We start from the raw sequence: 20077 nt of genomic DNA on the forward strand, positions 1-20077 counted from the left end.
CAGCGGCACAGAACAGAAAATTTCTAATTTTTTAGAAATTCAAAGAGCGCTTATCCACCGCCAGGGCGGCTTCTTTAGTCGCTTCCGACAAGGAAGGATGCGCATGACAGATACGCGCGATATCTTCCGCAGAAGCGCGGAATTCCATCGCAACGACCGCTTCTGAGATCAGTTCGGAAGCCATAGGCCCAACGATATGCACACCCAAAATTTCATCGGTAGTAGCGTCAGCCAAAAACTTCACCATACCCGATGTATCACCCAAAGCACGGGCGCGACCATTGGCCATAAATGGGAAAGTACCGGCTTTATAGGCAACCCCATCGGCCTTCAATTGTTGCTCAGTACGACCAACCCAGGCAATTTCAGGCGAGGTGTAAATCACCCAAGGGATAGTGTTGAAGTTAACGTGACCGTGCTGACCAGCGATGCGCTCAGCCACTGCAACGCCCTCTTCTTCTGCTTTATGGGCCAACATAGGGCCACGAACCACGTCACCAACTGCCCAGACATTAGTCAAATTGGTTTTACAGTCGCCATCGACCGCGATAAAACCACGCTCATCCAGTTGCAAACCCACCGCGTCGGAATTAAGGCCATTAGTGTTAGGTGTACGTCCGATAGAGATAATCAGTTTATCAAATACGGCTTTTTGCGCAGCGCCTTTGTCATCGGTATAGTTGACAGTAACGTCTTTTTTACCTTTGACGATGTCGCCAATTTTAACGCCCAAATTAATCGACAGACCTTGCTTAACGAAAAGCTTATTCGCTTCTTTGGCGATCTGCTCATCCACGGCACCGAGGAAAGTCGGCAAGGCTTCCAGCACTGTGACTTCAGCACCGCAGCGACGCCATACGCTACCCATCTCCAGACCGATGACACCGGCCCCAATCACCCCTAATCTCTTAGGCACGGCAGCGATAGTCAGTGCACCTTCATTCGAGAGTATCAAGTCTTCATCAAACTCAGCACCTGGCAAAGGACGCGCATTAGATCCAGTGGCGATCACGATGTGCTTACCTGAGATATTTTCTTCTGCCTTGCCCGCTACCTTGATACTGTAGAGGCCATCAGCCGCCTGCACGAAGGAAGCATGACCGTGAAAGAACGTCACTTTGTTCTTTTTAAACAGATACACAATGCCGTCATTATTCTGTTTAACAATAGTATTCTTACGCGCTAGCATCTGCGCCACATCGAGCTCCAAGCCCTTGACCTTGATACCGTGATCAGCAAAAGCATGGCCGGCGTGCTCAAAATGCTCGGAAGATTGCAGTAGTGCCTTGGACGGAATGCAACCAACATTGGTACAGGTACCTCCCAGTGCCGGGCCACCTTTATCATTGCTCCAGGCATCAACGCAAGCAACAGAAAAGCCCAATTGAGCTGCGCGAATGGCTGCAATATAGCCGCCTGGACCACCGCCGATAACGACGACGTCAAATTGTTTACTCATGGATATTCCCTAGGTATTCTGGTTTTTCTGGTTTTAATACATCTATTGTCAATAGCAACTATTTAGTCTTCTTCCGGAACAAATATCCAGGCAAGAATATAGGCAACTAAGCCAAAACCAAAATAAAAACTAAAGGTGACGAACAGCAAACGCCAGACCCAAGATTCCAGGCCTGTCAATTTACCGAGTCCACCACAAATCCCACCCAGCCATTGATCACTCTTGGATCGTCGAAAACGATTCAACTGATTCAGTGAATTATCTGAGTCAACAAGATTTTGAGTATCCGAGGATGGAGCATCCTGGAGGAGCTTACTCTTGGCCTGCGCGAATTCTGCATCTGTCAACGCTCCTGACTGATGCAATTCATGCAGACGTTTGATTTCGTCAGCGAGATTCATAGTGGATAATCGATTACAAATCTAACAGAAGGCGGGCCGGATCTTCCAGCGCTTCTTTCATCGCTACCAGACCCAAGACAGCTTCACGACCATCGATGATACGGTGATCGTAAGACATCGCCAGATAGTTCATTGGACGCACTACGATTTGACCATTTTCAACTACAGCACGGTCTTTAGTCGCATGTACGCCCAAGATCGCCGACTGCGGAGGATTGATAATCGGCGTCGACAACATAGAACCGAAAGTACCACCATTGGAAATGGAGAAGGTACCACCAGTCAGGTCATCTAAAGTCAATTTACCGTCTTTTGCCTTAGCACCGAATTCGCCGATTTTTTTCTCGATATCAGCGATAGACATTTGATCGGCATTACGCAGGATAGGCACTACCAAACCACGTGGTGAACCGACAGCGATACCGATATCAAAATATCCGTGATAGACAATATCATTGCCGTCAACAGAAGCATTGATTACTGGATATTTCTTAAGCGCGGCTACCGCTGCTTTAACAAAGAACGACATAAAGCCAAGCTTAACGCCATGCTCTTTTTCAAACTTATCTTTGTACTTATTGCGCAGATCAATCACGGGCTGCATATTGACTTCATTGAAGGTAGTCAAAATAGCGTTAGTTGATTGTGATTGCACCAGGCGCTCTGCAATACGTGCACGCAGACGGCTCATAGGCACGCGCTCTTCCGGACGATCACCCAATTTTGGTGCAGCAGGCGCCGCAACTTGTTGCAAAGCCGGTTTAGCAGCTACCACTGCCACCGGCGCTACTGCAGGCACCGCAGCTTTAGCAGAAACAGCAGCTAAAGCATCGCCCTTAGTAACACGGCCATCTTTACCCGAACCATCGACAGCACTTGCTGCCAGATTATTTTCAGCCAAAATTTTTGCTGCGGCTGGCATTGCAACACCAGCAGAAGATTTGGCACCAGTATCAACCGAGGCCGCAACAGTTGCTGCAGGCACAGCCGAGACTTGAATCGGGCTCACTTTTGCCGAACCATCGGTATCCAACATTGCGATCACTTCACCAGCGACTACCAAGCTGCCATCGCCTTTGATGATCTGGGTAATCACGCCATCTACTGGGGCGGGTAATTCCATGACGACTTTGTCAGTTTCTACGTCGACCAGATTTTCATCACGAGTCACAGCCTCGCCAATTTTTTTATGCCAAGTCAACAAGGTCGCTTCTGCGACGGATTCAGATAACTGGGGTACTTTTACTTCGATAATTGCCATGTTTTTTCTCCGTTTCGGATTCTATTGGGCGCAGCAGCTTCTACCGCGCCGCATGTCTTTACTTGGTCAGGATATAACCCTTGAGCTTAGAAAAAGCCGTATCCAACAATGCTTTTTGTTGCGCATAGTGCTTGTCGTAATAGCCGACCGCAGGAGACGCACTTGCCGGGCGACCAGCGTAGGCAAGTTTTTGCCCATCATCCAAACTTTCAAAGATGTTGTGCTGAATCTGGAACCATGGTCCCTGATTCTGCGGTTCATCTTGGGTCCAGACTAATTCCGACAAGTCAGGAAATTTCTTCAGTTCGGCGGCAAAACTCTTATGTGGGAACGGATACAACTGTTCAACACGAATAATTGCTACATCGGTCAGGCCACGCTCTTTACGCGCATTGACCAGATCAAAATAAACTTTACCTGAGCATGCAATGACACGTTTAACCTTCTTGGCATCGATTTTTTCGTCGACTTCACCAATCACAGTATGGAAGCTACCCTTAGCCAATTCTGACAAAGCAGAACCTGCATCCTTATTTCTTAGCAGAGACTTTGGTGTCATGATGACCAAAGGCTTACGGAACATCCGTATCATCTGACGACGCAACAGATGGAAAATCTGCGCGGCGGTAGTAGGCTGAACAACTTGCATATTGTTGTCGGCACATAGTTGCAAGAACCGCTCTGGACGCGCGGAAGAATGTTCCGGGCCCTGGCCTTCATAACCATGTGGCAACATCATCACCAGACCGGAAGCACGGCCCCACTTCACTTCACCAGAGCTAATGAATTGATCGATGACCACTTGTGCACCATTGGCAAAGTCGCCGAATTGCGCTTCCCAGATTGTCAAAGTATTTGGCTCCGCCGTGGAATAACCGTATTCAAACGCCAATACTGCCTCTTCGGACAAAACCGAGTCAATGACTGTAAATGGAGCTTGTTTCTCTGAAATATTTTGCAGAGGAATATATGTACCGGCATCCCAACGTTCGCGTTTCTGATCATGCAATACAGCATGGCGATGGACGAAAGTACCGCGACCAGCATCTTGTCCAGTCAAACGGATTGCGTACCCAGAAGAAACCAGAGACGCATAGGCCAGATGTTCGCCCATCCCCCAATCAAGATTCATCTCGCCGCGCCCCATAGTTGCACGGTCACCCAAGACTTTTTCGACCAGACTATGCGGTTTAAAGCCTTCCGGCACCACCGTAATACGCTGAGCCAGACGCTTCAACTCTGTCATTGGCACAGCAGTGTCGGCAGCATCGGTCCATTTACGGTTCAGGAAAGGAATCCAGTCAACCGCATACTTATTTTTAAAGTTCGAAATGACCGGATCGCGGGTATGTTTACCAGCATCCATTGCATCACGGAAGGCTTTCACCATTTGATCGCCAGAGTCAGCAGCAATTGTTCCCTGAGCAGACAATCTGTCAGCATACAATTTGCGAGTCCCAGGATGCTGGCCAATTTTCTTGTACATCAAAGGCTGGGTCAGAGCGGGCGTATCTTGCTCATTGTGTCCCAACTTACGATAACAAATGATATCAACGACCACGTCTTTTTTGAATTCCATACGGTAATCCAAGGCGATTTGCGTCGCCAGAACCACCGCTTCAGGATCATCACCATTGACATGCAATACCGGTGCTTCGATCATCTTAACGACGTCGGAGCAATACAGAGTAGAACGTGAATCGCGTGGATCAGATGTAGTAAAACCAATCTGATTATTGATCACGATATGCATAGTACCGCCGGTACCGTAACCGCGAGTCTGAGCCAGATTCAGCGTTTCCATGACCACGCCCTGGCCTGCAAAAGCCGCGTCACCGTGAACTAAAATAGGTAATACTTGCGAACCGTCTTTATCTCCGCGACGCTCCATACGCGCCTTGACAGACCCCTCAACGACAGGGTTCACGATTTCCAGATGCGATGGATTAAAGGCAAGTGACAAATGTACCGGGCCGCCTGGAGTAGAGACGTCCGATGAAAAACCTTGGTGGTATTTAACGTCACCAGAAGGTAAGTCATCGCCATGCTTGCCTTCAAATTCGGCAAACAGGTCTTGCGGCATTTTACCGAGGGTATTTACCAATACGTTCAGGCGGCCACGATGCGCCATACCAATAACGATTTCCTCTACACCGCGCTCACCTGCACGTTGTATGGTTTCATCCATAGAGGCTATAAAGCTCTCACTACCTTCCAGCGAGAAACGTTTTTGACCGACATAACGGGTATGCAGGTAGCGCTCCAGGCCTTCAGCAGCTGTCAGACGATCAAGAATATGTTTCTTCTTGTCAGCTGTAAAACTTGGGGTCGAACGGATAGATTCGAGTTTTTGTTGCAACCAGCGTTTTTCGGTAGGATCGCTGATATACATGAACTCAGCGCCGATAGAACGGCAATAGGTATCACGCAAGGAATTCAACAAATCACGCAAGGAGCAAGTCTCAGCACCAAAGTAGGTATTGCTGATATTAAACTGTATATCCATATCTGAATCGGTAAAGCCATAAAAACTCGGCTCCAATTCGGGGATACTAGGACGTTCCTGACGCTGCAAAGGATCTAGATTGGCCCATTGACTACCTAGGAAACGATATGCAGCGATTAATTGCTGAGCAGCCACACGCTTGCGGCCCATATCAGCATCAGCAGTTGCCAGCACGGTCCGCATTGGGCCTTGCTTGGCGCGCTCTGCAAAAGACGCAATGACAGGTGCATGCGCTACGTCTGGACGGGCAGAGCCGTCAACAGCAGGGACATGTTGCATTGCATCGAAATAGGCGCGCCAATTATCAGGCACAGACCCAGGATTATTGAGATACGCCTCATATAGTTCTTCTACGTACGGCGCATTGCCGCCGAACAAATACGAGTTAGCGTTTAATTGTTGCATCATCTTGCTCACCTTTCTTCGCGTTTTGCGAGATTAGCGGGTTAATCTAACCTTCCGCGACACGGCCTGACCGGTTAGCGGATTGCACATCAAGTTGTGGGGAAGGGCTGATTTGAAAATCATGACATTTTTGCTTCGCTTGTTATTTTTCAGAAAAAAATCACCGATTGAAGCAAAAATGAAAATACATCCAAAAATTTCACTTTCGAGCCGAAGCATAGCATCTTTATTCAATAAAAAAAAGCGAGTCATTAAGACTCGCCTTTTTTGCACACTTTTCGAAAAACGATCAGCGTTTTTCTATCGGTTGCACTTCACGTGTTTGCGAACCAACGAACAACTGACGTGGACGTCCAATTTTTTGCTCCGGATCAGAAATCATTTCTTTCCATTGTGCAATCCAACCTACGGTACGTGCCAAGGCAAAGATACCCGTAAACAAGGAAGTTGGAATGCCCAGAGCGCGCTGCACGATGCCAGAGTAGAAATCAACGTTCGGGTAGAGTTTGCGAGAAACGAAGTATTCGTCTTCCAACGCAATTTTCTCCAATGCCATAGCAAGTTTAAATAAAGGATCATCTTGCAAACCAAGTTCTTGCAAGACTTCGTAGCATGTTTCACGCATCAACTTAGCGCGCGGATCGTAGTTTTTATAAACACGATGACCAAAACCCATTAACTTCACACCAGAATTTTTGTCTTTAACCTGTCTGATGAACTCTGGGATGTGATCTACGCTACCGATCTCTTCCAACATACTTAAGGCAGCTTCATTCGCACCACCATGCGCAGGCCCCCACAAACAAGCAATACCAGCGGCGATACATGCGAAGGGATTCGCGCCTGAGGAACCAGCCAGGCGAACCGTCGAAGTCGATGCATTTTGCTCGTGATCTGCATGCAAGATCAAAATACGATCAAGTGCGCGCACCAAGACTTCATTGGTTTTATATGGCGCACATGGTGTCGAGAACATCATATGCATAAAATTAGCGCTATATGAGAGATCGTTGCGCGGATAAACAAAAGGTTGACCAATTGAATACTTATATGCCATCGCCACCAGCGTAGGCATTTTTGCGATCAGACGAATTGCGGAAACTTCACGATGATGCGGATCGTTGATGTCCAAGGAATCATGGTAGAAAGACGCCAAGGCGCCAACAGTTCCGACCAACACCGACATAGGATGAGCATCGCGACGGAAACCGCGGAAGAAAAATTGCATTTGCTCATGAACCATGGTGTGATTCGTCACTGTGGCAACAAATTTTTCTTTTTCTGCTGCATTTGGTAATTCGCCATTCAGTAACAAATAGCAAGTCTCCAAAAAGTCACCACCATTCACCGCCAACTGCTCAATAGGATATCCACGATACAGCAATTCACCTTTATCACCATCAATATAAGTAATCGAGGAGTTACACGCCGCTGTCGACATAAAACCAGGATCATAGGTAAACATGCCAGTCGTCGCATACAATTTGCGTATATCGATTACGTCAGGACCGACAGTCCCTTTGTAAATTGGCATTTCCAATGATGGAGAACCATCGGAAAAAGATAAGGTTGCTTTTATTTCAGAGTTGGTCATGGCTCTTCCTTCGATGTAGAGGTGAGTCGTTAATTAAAAAAACACAAAAAATTTATTACGCTTAGGCTTGTTGCAATCGAATTAAAAGTGCACGAACATGAGGAAAATCAACTTCTGCCTCAGGCTGTTTTTTTGCCATCAACAAATCCATTAAGGTGTTATCTGACAATTCCATCAATCGACTAAAGGCATCAACCTCATCATCAGACATGGCCTCTTCATTAGCATCAAGGAAGCGCGTCAAAATCAAATCATTTTCAAGCAAGCCACGGCGAGCACGCCAGCGTAGTCGAGCACGTTTAGCTGGGTCACTCTGATGAGATTGCACGATAATTTCAGACACAAATGCAGGCATAAACACTTTCATTCAATACTTCTTATTTCACGCAACTCTCAGTACGATGCAAAACTCATACGCAGATGCAGACTTAAAAACTGCTTGAAATAAGGGCAGCGCCCATAGGGCACCGCTCTTATATTACGGGACAACAGAACAAATCTAAACGTCAGACTTAGACCGCACGCCTAACCATCAACTCCTTGATCTTGCCGATGGCGCGCGTTGGATTCAAGCCCTTAGGACAGACATCGACGCAATTCATGATCGTGTGGCAGCGGAACAAGCGATATGGATCTTCGAGATTATCTAATCGATCACCGGTAGCCTGATCGCGTGAATCCGCAATAAAGCGATACGCTTGCAATAGCCCGGCAGGCCCTACAAACTTATCCGGATTCCACCAGAATGAAGGACAGGAAGTCGAGCAACAAGCGCACAAGATGCACTCATATAGACCATCCAATTCTTCACGTTCGGTCGGTGACTGCAAACGCTCTTTTTCAGGCGGAATCGTGTCATTCATCAAGTAAGGCTTGATCGAATTGTATTGCTTGAAAAACTGCGTCATATCAACGATCAGATCGCGGATCACCGGCAAACCTGGCAATGGACGCAAAATGATAGGCTCAGTAAGCTCATTCAAATTGGTAGTGCAAGCCAAGCCATTTTTACCGTTAATATTCATCGCATCAGAACCGCAAACGCCCTCGCGGCATGAGCGACGCAAGGCCAGAGAGTCGTCCACGTCTGCCTTGATGCGTTGCAGCGCATCGAGCAACATCTTGTCAGTATCTTGCAATTCAACTGTCAGATCTTGCATGTAAGGCTTAGCATCCTTGTCCGGATCGTAGCGATAGATTTGAAATTTTAATGTACGTGCCATTGAGTATCTCTTTAAAAAGTACGAGCTTTAGGCTTGAAGGTTTCGACTGTCAGCGGCTTAGTAATGACCGGCTTATAATCCAGACGATTGCCTTCGGAATACCAAAGCGTGTGTTTCATCCAGTTTTCATCGTCACGTTTCTCGTAATCACGATGTGCGTGCGCACCACGAGACTCTTTACGTGCGTTTGCCGATGTTATCGTAGCTTTTGCTGTTTCGATCAGATTATCCAATTCCAAGGCTTCAACACGAGCAGTATTAAATACTTTAGATTTATCTTTAAAAGAAACATGCTTACGGCGCTCATCCAGCACCATGATTTCTTTATAGCCTGCTTGCAATAAATCATCGGTACGGAACACACCGCAATATTTTTGCATGGTGCTACGAATATCATTCGCAACATCTTGAACGCGCTCAGATCCGGTACTAGTTTCCAACTTAGCCAAGCGTGACATGGCCAGATCAGCCGCATCAGCAGGAAGGTCTTTATTGCTGCGTTCTTTAAGTTTGCTTGCAACCACGTGGTTGCCAGCGGCACGGCCAAACACTAACAGATCGAGCAAGGAATTGGTACCTAGACGATTGGCACCATGGACGGATACACAAGCACATTCACCAATTGCGTACAGACCATTGACAACTTCACTAGCGCCATTCTTTGGAGCGACCACTTGACCATGGATATTCGTCGGAATGCCACCCATCTGATAATGGATAGTTGGAACGACGGGAATCGGCTCTTTAGTCGCATCGACATTAGCAAACTTATGGCCAATTTCCAAAATCGAAGGCAAACGTTTCTGAATTGTCTCAGCACCAATATGACGCAGATCCAACATCACGTGATCCTTGTTAGGACCACAACCACGACCCTCTTTAATTTCTTGATCCATAGACCGAGAAACGAAATCGCGAGGTGCCAAATCTTTCAGTGTAGGCGCATAGCGCTCCATGAAGCGCTCACCCTGGCTATTTACCAGAATACCGCCCTCACCGCGCACGCCTTCAGTAATCAACACACCAGCACCGGCTACACCCGTTGGATGGAATTGCCAGAATTCCATATCTTGCAAAGGCAAGCCAGCACGTGCTGCCATACCCATGCCGTCGCCAGTATTGATAAACGCATTAGTTGAGGCCGCAAAAATACGTCCAGCACCACCAGTTGCAAAAATGGTAGTCTTGGCCTCCAGCATCATTACCTGGCCAGTTTCCATCTCCAGAGCAACGACACCCAGTACATCGCCAGCCGCATCGCGGATCAGATCAATCGCCATCCACTCGACATAAAAATGCGTGCGAGCGCGAACATTACGCTGATACAAAGTATGCAACAAAGCGTGACCAGTGCGATCCGCTGCAGCACAGGCGCGCTGAACCGGTTTCTCGCCAAAATTAGCGGTATGCCCACCAAACGGACGCTGATAAATCGTGCCATCAGCATTACGATCAAAAGGCATACCGAAATGTTCTAATTCATAAACCACTTTCGGTGCTTCGCGACACATAAACTCAATAGCATCCTGATCACCAAGATAATCGCCACCTTTAACTGTGTCGAACATGTGCCAGAACCAATTATCTTCAGACATATTCCCCAGAGATGCACCGATACCACCTTGTGCTGCAACTGTATGTGAACGAGTCGGGAAAACTTTTGATAAAACAGCGACGTTGAGCCCTGCCTCTGCCAATTGCAGGGAAGCGCGCATACCGGAGCCACCGGCTCCAATGATGACAGCGTCAAAACGACGGGAAGGAATGGCGGATTTGATTGCAGCCACGGTTAAACTCTCCACAAAATCTGTGCCGCATATCCGGCACTAGCGACCAACCACACGATAGTGGCGACCTGAAACACAAGACGCAAAATCACCGACTGCGTCACATAATCCATCCAGACATCACGCATACCAACCCAGGCGTGATAAAACAACGCCATGAAGACAGTAAAGGTGGCGAGCTTGAACCATTGTTGGGCGAAAATCCCAGCCCAACCTTCATAAGAGAAATTATTTCCGCTTAAAAACAAGCCCAGCAAGATAATCGTATAGATGGCCATAATGATCGCGGTTACGCGCTGAGCCAGCCAATCACGTAATCCATAGCTTGCACCGACCACCAGACGTTTAGGTCCAATATTATTATTTGCCATCAAAATACTCCAAACAATTTCAATGCAACAACCGCAGTTAAAGTCAAACTAAGCAGCAAAACGGCAACAGCCGATTTACGAGCAGTATCTTTGTCAAGTCCCATATGTAAGTCCATCAGCAAGTGCCGAACACCCGCACTAAAATGATGCAAATACGCCCATATCAAGGCCAAGATCACCAACTTCACAAAAACACCAGAGGTAAACTCTTTAAGGACGGCAAATGAACTCTCAGAACTCAAGCTAGTTTCAAGCAAATACAAAATAAATGGCAACAACAAAAACATCAACATGCCACTTCCACGATGCAAGATTGAAACAAAACCAGCCAATGGCAATCGATAACCACCAGCAACCGCATCAATCAAACGCATCTTGCCAAAGCGCGGCTTATTTTTTACAACTTCAGACATAAATAATCTCCCCATTAATAGCCTGTACAAAAACCTTACAATTTTCACCTATTTTGGTGCATCGCACCAACAAAAAAGAAAGGTATTTGCAAAATACTGGCGTCTTGCACTCAAATAATTAGAAAAACACCGATTATTGATGTTTATATTGAACCTAGCTCAGTTCATTCTGATAATGATGGGCACTGGTTAGATACAAGCCTCTACGTAACTCCACCGGTTTATCACCATACGTAAATGAGACCCGCTCTACATTCAACAGCGGAGTGCCGACACTAACATTGAGCAATTGCGCCGCAGATTCATCGGCACAAACCGCACGTATCTGCTCAGCGGCACGTATCATATGCGTGCCGAATTCACTTTCAAAGAGCCCGTACATAGGCCCCTTATATTCGTTCAAGCGCTCCGCGGTCAAACCCTTAAAAATCGAGCCAGGCAGCCAAAGATCATCCAGAATAGTAGGAACAGTGGAAAAGGATTGCACCCTACGCAGAAACACTACCGAATCACCTGACTTAATATCAAGCAAACGGGCAACATCCGCTGGCGCACGCAAACGCTTCACTTCGACGATACGATTTTCGGGGTAATGCGGAACCCCTTCATCGGGCAGCAACCTCAAGAAACGAAATTGCGATCTTGCCTCATGATGCGTAGCAACGAATGTCCCCTTCCCTTGCCGTCTAATCACCAGATTATCTGCAGACATTTCATCAATTGCCTTGCGTACCGTGCCCTGACTCACTTTAAATCTAAGCGCCAATTCATTTTCACTCGGAATCAACTCCCCCGGTTTCCATTCCCCAGATTGCAGACTTTGTGTAATCAAGGCTTTAATTTGCTGATATAAGGGACTGAAAGTCGGCGATGCAAACGACGCGGCACCACCACCAACGGTAGCTGACGAGGTCAAACCAGGATTTTGGATAATAGCGGAGAGATGCGGTGAATTCATAAGCCTCAATTTCAACACAGAACACACCTGCAAGTCCAGAGAAAAGTGCTATGTTATGTGTCTTATATAAGACATAAGATATAGATTGACACTTAGAGCAAGCGAACTTAAAATCAAAAGAACAAATAGCGAGTATCAATCAAACACTATAGCCTGTGCACGGAGAAAGTAAAGGCTAAGGCTCCACAACCTTCCGTCGCTTCTTGTCAGCATAAATATTTCGTAAAAAAAACCAAGCTTAACTCTCTCCTCATCATCTAAAAACGATAAGAGAGCTTGAATTTGGCTGACTTGATTTGCGTTCAACTGTATGATGGTGAGTTTGCAGGTTTCGCGATTTTTTAAAACAGAATTTTGTCTTTTTACTTTAAAATTCAAGCATTCAGATATACCGATTTCAACCTCACTTTCACACCACTTCGGAGATTCATCATGGCAAAATCCCCTATGCGCGTTGCTGTAACTGGCGCAGCTGGCCAAATTGGCTATTCCTTATTATTTCGCATCGCCAATGGCGACATGCTAGGCAAAGACCAGCCAGTAATTTTACAATTACTGGAAATCCCTGACGAAAAAGCGCAAAAAGCGCTTAAAGGCGTCATGATGGAAATCGATGACTGCGCATTCCCATTGTTGGCTGGCATGACAGCGCATAGCGATCCTATGACTGCCTTTAAAGATATCGATGTCGCTTTATTGGTTGGCGCACGCCCACGTGGTCCAGGCATGGAACGCAAAGACTTGCTCGAAGCTAATGCACAAATTTTCACAGTGCAAGGCAAGGCACTCAATGCAGTTGCGTCACGCAATGTAAAAATCTTAGTAGTGGGAAATCCTGCTAATACTAATGCTTACATCGCAATGAAATCAGCACCGAATCTGCCAGCGAAAAACTTCACTGCCATGTTGCGCCTGGACCATAACCGCGCACTATCACAAGTAGCAGCAAAAATTGGCAAACCAGTTGCAGCCATTGAAAAACTCTGTGTTTGGGGAAATCATTCTCCAACTATGTATGCAGACTATCGCTTCGCGACTGCTGACGGCCAATCAGTTAAAGATTTGATCAATGATCAAGTTTGGAATAAAGACGTTTTCTTGCCGACAGTAGGTAAACGTGGTGCGGCAATTATCGAAGCACGCGGCCTGTCTTCTGCTGCATCCGCTGCAAACGCAGCAATTGACCATGTACGCGACTGGGTACTGGGCACTAACGGCAAATGGACAACAATGGGGATTCCGTCGGATGGTTCCTACGGCATTCCAGAAGGTACCATGTTTGGTTTCCCGGTGACGACAGAAAACGGCGAATACACGATCATTCAAGGTCTGGAAATCGACGAATTTTCACGTGAACGCATCAATGTTACTCTTGCAGAATTACAAGAAGAGCGTGATGGCGTAAAACATCTGGTAGGCTAATAGCTTGCAAGGCGACATAAGCATGCAAGCATGCTTATGTCGCCTATTTTTTTGAATACTCCATCTTGATACATCCCTCCCAAGCTTTATTCCAAGATCAATTGCCACCAAGCTTCTTGCCTGTGTGCGATCACTATGCCGGCTCAGAAAAACTGATGCGAAAATCCATGCTCACACAGTCCGAGCTTGGCCCTATTTTCGATATCACCTTTGACTGCGAAGATGGCGCTGCGACCGGCAACGAAGCCGAACACGCCAAACTAGTTGCCACCCTATTAAATTCCGAAGAAAATAAATTCCAGCGCATCGGTGTACGCGTACATGATATTGAGAATAGATTTTTCGAGCAGGATCTTACGACTATCATAGGCGCAGCCGCTGATAAGCTCGCTTATTTGGTACTACCAAAGGTAGAGGATGCCAGGCAAGTGAGTGCAGCAATTGCAAAGATCAATCAGCTATCACAAGGCCATGGCCGACCATCCATTCCGATTCATGTACTCATTGAGACCCATAGTGCGCTCGCTGATGTACACCAAATCGCAGCGCTGCCCCAGATCGAATGTTTATCGTTTGGCATCATGGATTTTGTCTCATCGCATTTTGGCGCAATTCCCTCCAATGCAATGCGCTCGCCGGGCCAATTTACGCACCCGCTGATCATGCGCGCAAAGCTAGAAATCGCCGCCGCCTGTCATCGTTACGGAAAAACCCCGTCACACAATGTTACAACCGAATTCAAGGATTCCGCTATAGTTTCAGGTGATGCGACACGTGCGATAATGGAGTGTGCCTACACCAGAATGTGGAGCATACATCCCAATCAAATCAAACCTATCATTAAAGCACTTTCACCAAGAAGCGCGGAAATTAACGAGGCGATAACTATATTGGGAGCAGCACAGCAGCAGCAATGGGGCCCGATACAAATCAATGGCCGCTTGCATGACAGAGCGAGTTATCGGCATTACTGGTTGCTTTTGAAGAAAGCGCAAATGGCACAAATAACTTTGCCAGAAAACGCACAACATTTTTTGTAAATCGCGGCATTGACACAAGGTCCGCATCTAGGAGACAGCATGAAAAAATTTATACAATTGATTAGCATTGCAACACTTGCCACTAGTATCCTGGCGATTGCAACTCAGGCGCAGGCAAATCCAACACCAACAAAAACAAAATCGACCAAAACGACTAAACCGGCTGCGACACCGGCTGCGATTGATGACGATGAGGCGGAGCCAAACGTACAAATGAGTAAATCGTTTGAATACAAATGTGAACTTGGCAACACTTTAACGATGTACACCAATGTCGATGACCAGCAACATGTAGGCATGCGTTGGAAGCATCGCATCTATCGCATGACAAGAATGGAAACATCAACTGGTGCCAATCGTTTTGAAAACACCAAGGCTGGCTTCGTATTCATCGGTATACCGGCTAAAGGCTTGTTACTTGATTCACGCCGTGGTCAGCAACTCGCTAACGAATGCAAAACAACCGACCCTACTTTGGCTGAGGCACTCAACGTATCGGATGCGCCAATTCCAAGAATTAACTAAACTGCCGTTCGTGAGAGCACGATTTTCATACTAAGATTTTATACTTGGTTTAAATAACTAAAAACATTTAGCACTTTATCAAGTAACAGTGACGAACCTAAAAGGGTGAATTTCTTTAGAAATTCACCCTTTTTCTTTTTGTTGCCAGGAAAAACAGGCTAGGCTAGCAAACCATTCCAGCTGTAATCTAGCTGTAAGCCAGCAGGTCTATTCTTCACTCTATTGTTGCACTTTTCAAGAAATACCTAGATTGTGCAACAAGCCAACAATTTAACTTTATCAAGGACGTCAGTATGTGGAAAATTGCCGTAGGATTTGTTCTCTTCGCCGCGCTCGCGCTCTTCATCATCTTTAAAGCCGGCGACAAGGTTGATATGCAAGGTGAAAGTGGCAACCCTACCGAAGCACATGTCGAATCAGCCTCTGCTACCGCTACAGAAAAAGCATCCGCATCGCTACCTGCTGCCACCACCAGTGCAATCCCCGCGGTTGATCCGTCCGCAATCAGCGCTAGCAAATAAGCTAAGCGATCGATTCATAGCACGTCAATCTCTGCCTCCTCGTTATTGGCTAGTGATTGTTAAAGCAATCGCTAGCCAATAACAATAACGACAGGCTCAATCCGCAATCCCCATGCGGGTTTGCGAGCATCCCCCTTGAAGAGCCGCATAAACAGTGCGCACTGGCGGCACCTTCAAAAATTTTCTATCGATATAGATTGAGGCTAAGCGCTATATCCACGTTATATCCATATGCGCTTATTTTCTTTTGAGTTTAAGCAAAGTTGGCATATGCTCATCACTCAGACAGCGAAACATGCTTACGCATTCAAAAACTAGGCTATGCACCCGTATGGTGAAGGCATGCTACGCTAAGTCATGACGCCCTTACCTCTATTAATTTATACGAATTCATACAAATTATTTCGTATTCATTCAATCACAAAAGGAAATATATGGCTCTCTACTTGAATAATGCCGACTCGATAGGCCGCACACCACTAGTCAGACTCAATCGCATCACCGATGGTGCCGGTGCAACGATTCTGGCAAAGATAGAAGGACGCAACCCAGCTTACTCGGTCAAGTGCAGGATAGGTGCGGCGATGGTAGCGGACGCCGAACAGCGTGGCCTACTGGGGCCTGGCAAAGAAATTATAGAGCCAACCAGTGGCAACACAGGAATAGCACTGGCGTTTGTCGCGGCCGCCAAGGGCATCCCGCTGACCTTAACTATGCCCGAGACCATGAGCATAGAAAGACGCAAGCTTCTGGTGGCTTTTGGCGCTAAATTAATCCTCACGGAAGGTGCAAAAGGCATGAATGGCGCCATCGCTAAAGCTGAAGAGATCGTCGCTGCAGCACCAGAGCGCTATGTGCTGCTACAACAGTTCAAAAATCCCGCGAATCCGGCCATCCATGAGAAAACCACAGGTCCGGAAATTTGGGATGACACCGATGGCGGCGTCGATATTTTTGTTGCTGGTGTAGGCACAGGCGGCACCATCACAGGCGTCTCGCGCTACTTAAAGCAAAGCAAAGGCAAGAAAATTCTGACGGTCGCGGTAGAGCCTAGTGCCAGTCCGGTACTGACACAAAAACGTGCCGGCCTGACACTACAACCTGGTCCACACAAAATTCAAGGGATAGGCGCTGGCTTTGTGCCCGATGTGCTGGATATGTCACTGATCGATCAAATCGAACAAGTCAGTAACGAAGACGCCGTCTTGTTTGCACAAAGGATGGCAAAAGAAGAAGGTATTTTATGCGGAATCTCTTGTGGTGCCGCGGTGGCTGTAGCAGTCCGCTTAGCGAAATTGCCTGAGCATGCGGGCAAAACCATCGTCGTGATCTTGCCAGATTCTGGTGAGCGTTACCTCAGCTCCATCTTATTTGAAGGCATGTTCGATGCCAGTGGTGTAGCCGTCTAAGTTAAAATTGCATCGTCCGTAAGCTAGTGACGGACGATGCAATTTGACGAATATTGACCGAAAATTAGCCGAAATCTTTAAAGGTTTCGAGATCGATCTGCACCGACTCGTCACCGGCCGACATCCAGATCTGACCGTCTTGTATCGTGCATTGCAATTGCATACTACGTTGCGCCATCTTGGCCAATTCTTGGCTGGTCGCTGACGCCACATTCTTTACTTGCAAATTTTTCGCTCTATCGAGGCGACTATTGATACCCTTCCACCAGATAGAACTGGCATGCGCAAAACTGTACACCACGACCTGCTCCGCCCTGCCGCAAGCTTTTAACAGGCGGCGGTCTTCCGGTTGCCCAACCTCCCCCCATAATTGAATCGCATCGGTATAGTCTTTCAGCCAAAAATCGGGCTCTTCGGTATCCGAGATACCGCGACCAAAACTCAGGCGTTCACTGGCATGTATGGCAAATGCCAGGACCCGTATCATCATGCGCTCATCGGTCTCGGAGGGATGACGGGCAATGGTCAGACTATGATCGGCATAGTATCCGCGATCCATATCCGAGATATTTAACTCGGCCTTGTAGATAGTTGATTTGAGAGCCATTATTTGAACACCACAGTTTTATGAGCATTGAGCAAAATTCTATGCTCGACAAAGCATTTGACGGCGCGTGCCAGTACCACACACTCGACATCGCGACCTATTGCCGTTAAGGTTTCCGGCCCCATAGAATGGTCGACGCGCTCTACATCTTGCTCAATAATCGGGCCTTCATCCAGATCTCCAGTGACGAAATGGGCGGTTGCACCTATCAGTTTCACGCCACGCTCATGCGCTTGATAATAAGGCTTAGCGCCTTTAAAGCTAGGCAGAAAAGAATGATGGATATTGATAGCGCGGCCTGTCAATGCCGTACACATTTCTGGCGACAGGATCTGCATATAGCGTGCCAAGACCACCAGTTCAACCTGATTCGATTCTATGATATCGAGTACTTTTTGCTCTTGCACACGCTTGGCGTCCGGCGACGCACCGACGGCCAAAGGCAGGTGATGAAAAGGAATATTGTAGCTAGCTGCCAATTGATAAAAATCGGTATGATTAGAAATAATCGCCTTGATTTCAACCGGCAACAAACCACTCTTAAAGCGAAACAACAGATCATTCAGACAATGGCCGATCTTGGAGACCATCAGGACCATACGTGGCTTGTGCCGTGCATCGTGTAACTGCCAATTCATTTGCATGGTTTCACCCATGCTGGCAAAATCAGCACGCAAACTGACGTCGCTAATCGCTGCATCTTCCAGCGAAAAATGCACACGCATAAAAAACAAGGCGGATTGGGCGTCGCCAAACTGGGCGGAATCAATAATATTACAGCCATGACCAGCTAAAAAGCCGGAAACATTGTGCACAATACCGCGTTGATCCGGGCAAGACAGGGTAAGTATGTATTCTGGATGCATGATGTGGGAAGCATAAAAATTTTCAGCCCGCATTGTCTCATGTTCAAGACAAAATTCGGTCTATCATGGTCTTTTTGAAATAAAAGAATTAAAAAGAACGACCGTACTAATTGATGTATAGTTATTCTGTTTTACTCATCAAGCGCGATTAAATCGCCATCATTTTGATTTGCCCAACGGAGACAACACCTATGACTTCAGCCACGCTTGCAGCACTCAGCAATCAACAATACCGCCTCGCCGCACGCCCTGTCGGTATGCCAAAAGACACCGATTGGTCCTTTAGTACAGAAGCGCTACGTGATATCGCCGATGGCGAAATCATTGTCCAGGCCATCTACCTGTCACTCGACCCTGCCATGCGCGGTTGGATGAATGAAGGAAAATCGTACATCCGGCCAGTCGCCATCAATGAAGTGATGCGTGCCGGCGGTATCGGTAAAGTGATTGCCTCAAAATCGGCAAAATTTGCGGTCGGCGAGTATGTTTCGGGCGGAATTGGCGTGCAAAAATTTTGGTTAGGCGCAGCCGATGACAAGAGCGCCAGTTTCTATAAAGTCGACCCCAAATTTGCCCCACTACCTAAATACCTCAATGCGCTGGGCATGCCAGGTATGACTGCCTATTTCGGCTTACTCGATGTCGGACTACCCAAGGCTTGCGAGACGGTCGTGGTATCCGGAGCGGCAGGTGCGGTAGGCCAGACCGTGGGCCAGGTCGCCAGACAAAAAGGCTGCCGGGTAGTCGGCATTGCCGGCGGTAAAGAGAAATGCGATTTTGTGGTGAAGGAACTGGGTTTTGATGCTTGCATCGACTACAAGAGCGGTTCGGTAAAAGACGGTTTAAAAGAACATTGCCCAAATGGCGTAGACATCTACTTTGATAACGTCGGCGGCGAGATTCTCGATACGGTATTGACGCGTATTAATATGAAGGCACGCATCATTATTTGCGGCGCAATCTCACAATACAACAACACAACACCGGTCAAAGGGCCGGCCAATTATCTGTCGCTACTTGTGAATCGTGCGCGCATGGAAGGGATAGTCGTTTTTGACTACATCGCACGCTACCCTGAGGCGGTGAAAGAGATGGGTAGTTGGATGGCACAAGGAAAATTCCAAACCCGCGAAGATATCGTTCAAGGAATAGAAAACTTCCCTGCAACTTTGCTGATGCTATTTGAAGGTAAAAATTTCGGCAAACTAATTTTACAAGTCAGCCCAGAGTAATCTTCAACTCTACGGCACCATGAGAGAGACGCAAAATCCGAGTAAATGCGTCTTTCTCTTTGATCCTTGCACAGTTA

At 47.1% G+C, this 20077-nt stretch carries 19 protein-coding genes; 6 read left to right on the forward strand and 13 right to left on the reverse strand.

The window, feature by feature from the left end; genetic code table 11:
- Positions 1–31: 31 nt before the first annotated feature.
- The 11 genes from lpdA to ACO0K8_RS05070 form a co-directional block, all read right to left on the reverse strand.
- Entirely contained in the window at positions 32–1459 is a 1428-nt protein-coding gene (lpdA, locus tag ACO0K8_RS05020) for a dihydrolipoyl dehydrogenase (protein WP_422945519.1), read from the reverse strand.
- A gap of 62 nt (positions 1460–1521) precedes the next feature.
- Positions 1522–1860, reverse strand: a complete 339-nt coding sequence (locus ACO0K8_RS05025; RefSeq protein ID WP_422945520.1) for a PspC domain-containing protein — start codon at positions 1858–1860, stop codon at positions 1522–1524.
- Positions 1861–1873: 13 nt separating this feature from the next.
- Entirely contained in the window at positions 1874–3121 is a 1248-nt protein-coding gene (gene odhB, locus ACO0K8_RS05030; RefSeq protein WP_422945521.1) for a 2-oxoglutarate dehydrogenase complex dihydrolipoyllysine-residue succinyltransferase, read from the reverse strand.
- A 58-nt stretch (positions 3122–3179) separates the two neighbouring features.
- On the reverse strand, positions 3180–6035 hold the full coding sequence (locus tag ACO0K8_RS05035; protein WP_422945522.1) for a 2-oxoglutarate dehydrogenase E1 component: 2856 nt from the start codon (positions 6033–6035) through the stop codon (positions 3180–3182).
- A 286-nt stretch (positions 6036–6321) separates the two neighbouring features.
- Complete coding sequence (gltA, locus tag ACO0K8_RS05040; protein ID WP_422945523.1) at positions 6322–7626, reverse strand: citrate synthase; 1305 nt, start codon at positions 7624–7626, stop codon at positions 6322–6324.
- A 61-nt stretch (positions 7627–7687) separates the two neighbouring features.
- Positions 7688–7993 carry a succinate dehydrogenase assembly factor 2 gene (locus ACO0K8_RS05045; RefSeq protein WP_422945524.1) on the reverse strand — a complete coding sequence of 102 codons (306 nt, stop codon included), beginning with the start codon at positions 7991–7993 and terminating at the stop codon, positions 7688–7690.
- A 145-nt stretch (positions 7994–8138) separates the two neighbouring features.
- Positions 8139–8849, reverse strand: a complete 711-nt coding sequence (locus ACO0K8_RS05050; protein ID WP_422945525.1) for a succinate dehydrogenase iron-sulfur subunit — start codon at positions 8847–8849, stop codon at positions 8139–8141.
- An 11-nt stretch (positions 8850–8860) separates the two neighbouring features.
- Positions 8861–10636 (reverse strand): succinate dehydrogenase flavoprotein subunit, encoded by a 1776-nt coding sequence (gene sdhA / locus ACO0K8_RS05055; RefSeq protein ID WP_422945526.1) that lies wholly within the window; start codon positions 10634–10636, stop codon positions 8861–8863.
- 2 nt (positions 10637–10638) lie between these two features.
- A complete protein-coding gene (sdhD, locus tag ACO0K8_RS05060) occupies positions 10639–11010 on the reverse strand; it encodes a succinate dehydrogenase, hydrophobic membrane anchor protein (RefSeq protein ID WP_422945527.1) in 372 nt (123 codons plus the stop codon).
- The gene (gene sdhC, locus ACO0K8_RS05065) at positions 11007–11420 is read right to left on the reverse strand and encodes a succinate dehydrogenase, cytochrome b556 subunit (protein WP_422945528.1); all 414 of its coding nucleotides are present in this window, start codon (positions 11418–11420) and stop codon (positions 11007–11009) included. The genes sdhD and sdhC overlap by 4 nt, the downstream gene beginning before the upstream one ends.
- Before the next feature lie 154 nt (positions 11421–11574).
- A complete protein-coding gene (locus tag ACO0K8_RS05070) occupies positions 11575–12378 on the reverse strand; it encodes a GntR family transcriptional regulator (RefSeq protein ID WP_422945529.1) in 804 nt (267 codons plus the stop codon).
- A 432-nt stretch (positions 12379–12810) separates the two neighbouring features.
- Between ACO0K8_RS05070 and ACO0K8_RS05075 the strand changes: the two genes are divergently transcribed.
- The 5 genes from ACO0K8_RS05075 to cysK all read left to right on the forward strand — a co-directional run bounded on the left by ACO0K8_RS05075 (position 12811) and on the right by cysK (position 17295).
- A complete protein-coding gene (locus ACO0K8_RS05075; RefSeq protein WP_422945530.1) occupies positions 12811–13800 on the forward strand; it encodes a malate dehydrogenase in 990 nt (329 codons plus the stop codon).
- 68 nt (positions 13801–13868) lie between these two features.
- A complete protein-coding gene (locus ACO0K8_RS05080; RefSeq protein WP_422945859.1) occupies positions 13869–14840 on the forward strand; it encodes an HpcH/HpaI aldolase/citrate lyase family protein in 972 nt (323 codons plus the stop codon).
- A gap of 39 nt (positions 14841–14879) precedes the next feature.
- On the forward strand, positions 14880–15365 hold the full coding sequence (locus ACO0K8_RS05085; protein ID WP_422945531.1) for a hypothetical protein: 486 nt from the start codon (positions 14880–14882) through the stop codon (positions 15363–15365).
- A gap of 293 nt (positions 15366–15658) precedes the next feature.
- Positions 15659–15886: a hypothetical protein gene (locus tag ACO0K8_RS05090; protein ID WP_422945533.1), complete on the forward strand. Its 228-nt coding sequence runs from the start codon at positions 15659–15661 to the stop codon at positions 15884–15886.
- A gap of 434 nt (positions 15887–16320) precedes the next feature.
- A complete protein-coding gene (gene cysK / locus ACO0K8_RS05095; protein WP_422945534.1) occupies positions 16321–17295 on the forward strand; it encodes a cysteine synthase A in 975 nt (324 codons plus the stop codon).
- A 64-nt stretch (positions 17296–17359) separates the two neighbouring features.
- Here cysK and ACO0K8_RS05100 read toward each other — a convergent pair whose 3' ends face one another.
- Both ACO0K8_RS05100 and purU read right to left on the reverse strand, forming a co-directional pair.
- Entirely contained in the window at positions 17360–17902 is a 543-nt protein-coding gene (locus tag ACO0K8_RS05100; protein WP_422945535.1) for a YaeQ family protein, read from the reverse strand.
- On the reverse strand, positions 17902–18771 hold the full coding sequence (gene purU, locus ACO0K8_RS05105) for a formyltetrahydrofolate deformylase (protein WP_422945860.1): 870 nt from the start codon (positions 18769–18771) through the stop codon (positions 17902–17904). The genes ACO0K8_RS05100 and purU overlap by 1 nt, the downstream gene beginning before the upstream one ends.
- Before the next feature lie 188 nt (positions 18772–18959).
- Here purU and ACO0K8_RS05110 point away from each other — a divergent pair, with 188 nt between their 5' ends.
- On the forward strand, positions 18960–20000 hold the full coding sequence (locus tag ACO0K8_RS05110) for an NADP-dependent oxidoreductase (protein ID WP_422945536.1): 1041 nt from the start codon (positions 18960–18962) through the stop codon (positions 19998–20000).
- Positions 20001–20077: the final 77 nt, after the last annotated feature.

The sequence above is a fragment of the Undibacterium sp. Ren11W genome (assembly GCF_049340485.1).
Classification (GTDB): domain Bacteria; phylum Pseudomonadota; class Gammaproteobacteria; order Burkholderiales; family Burkholderiaceae_D; genus Undibacterium.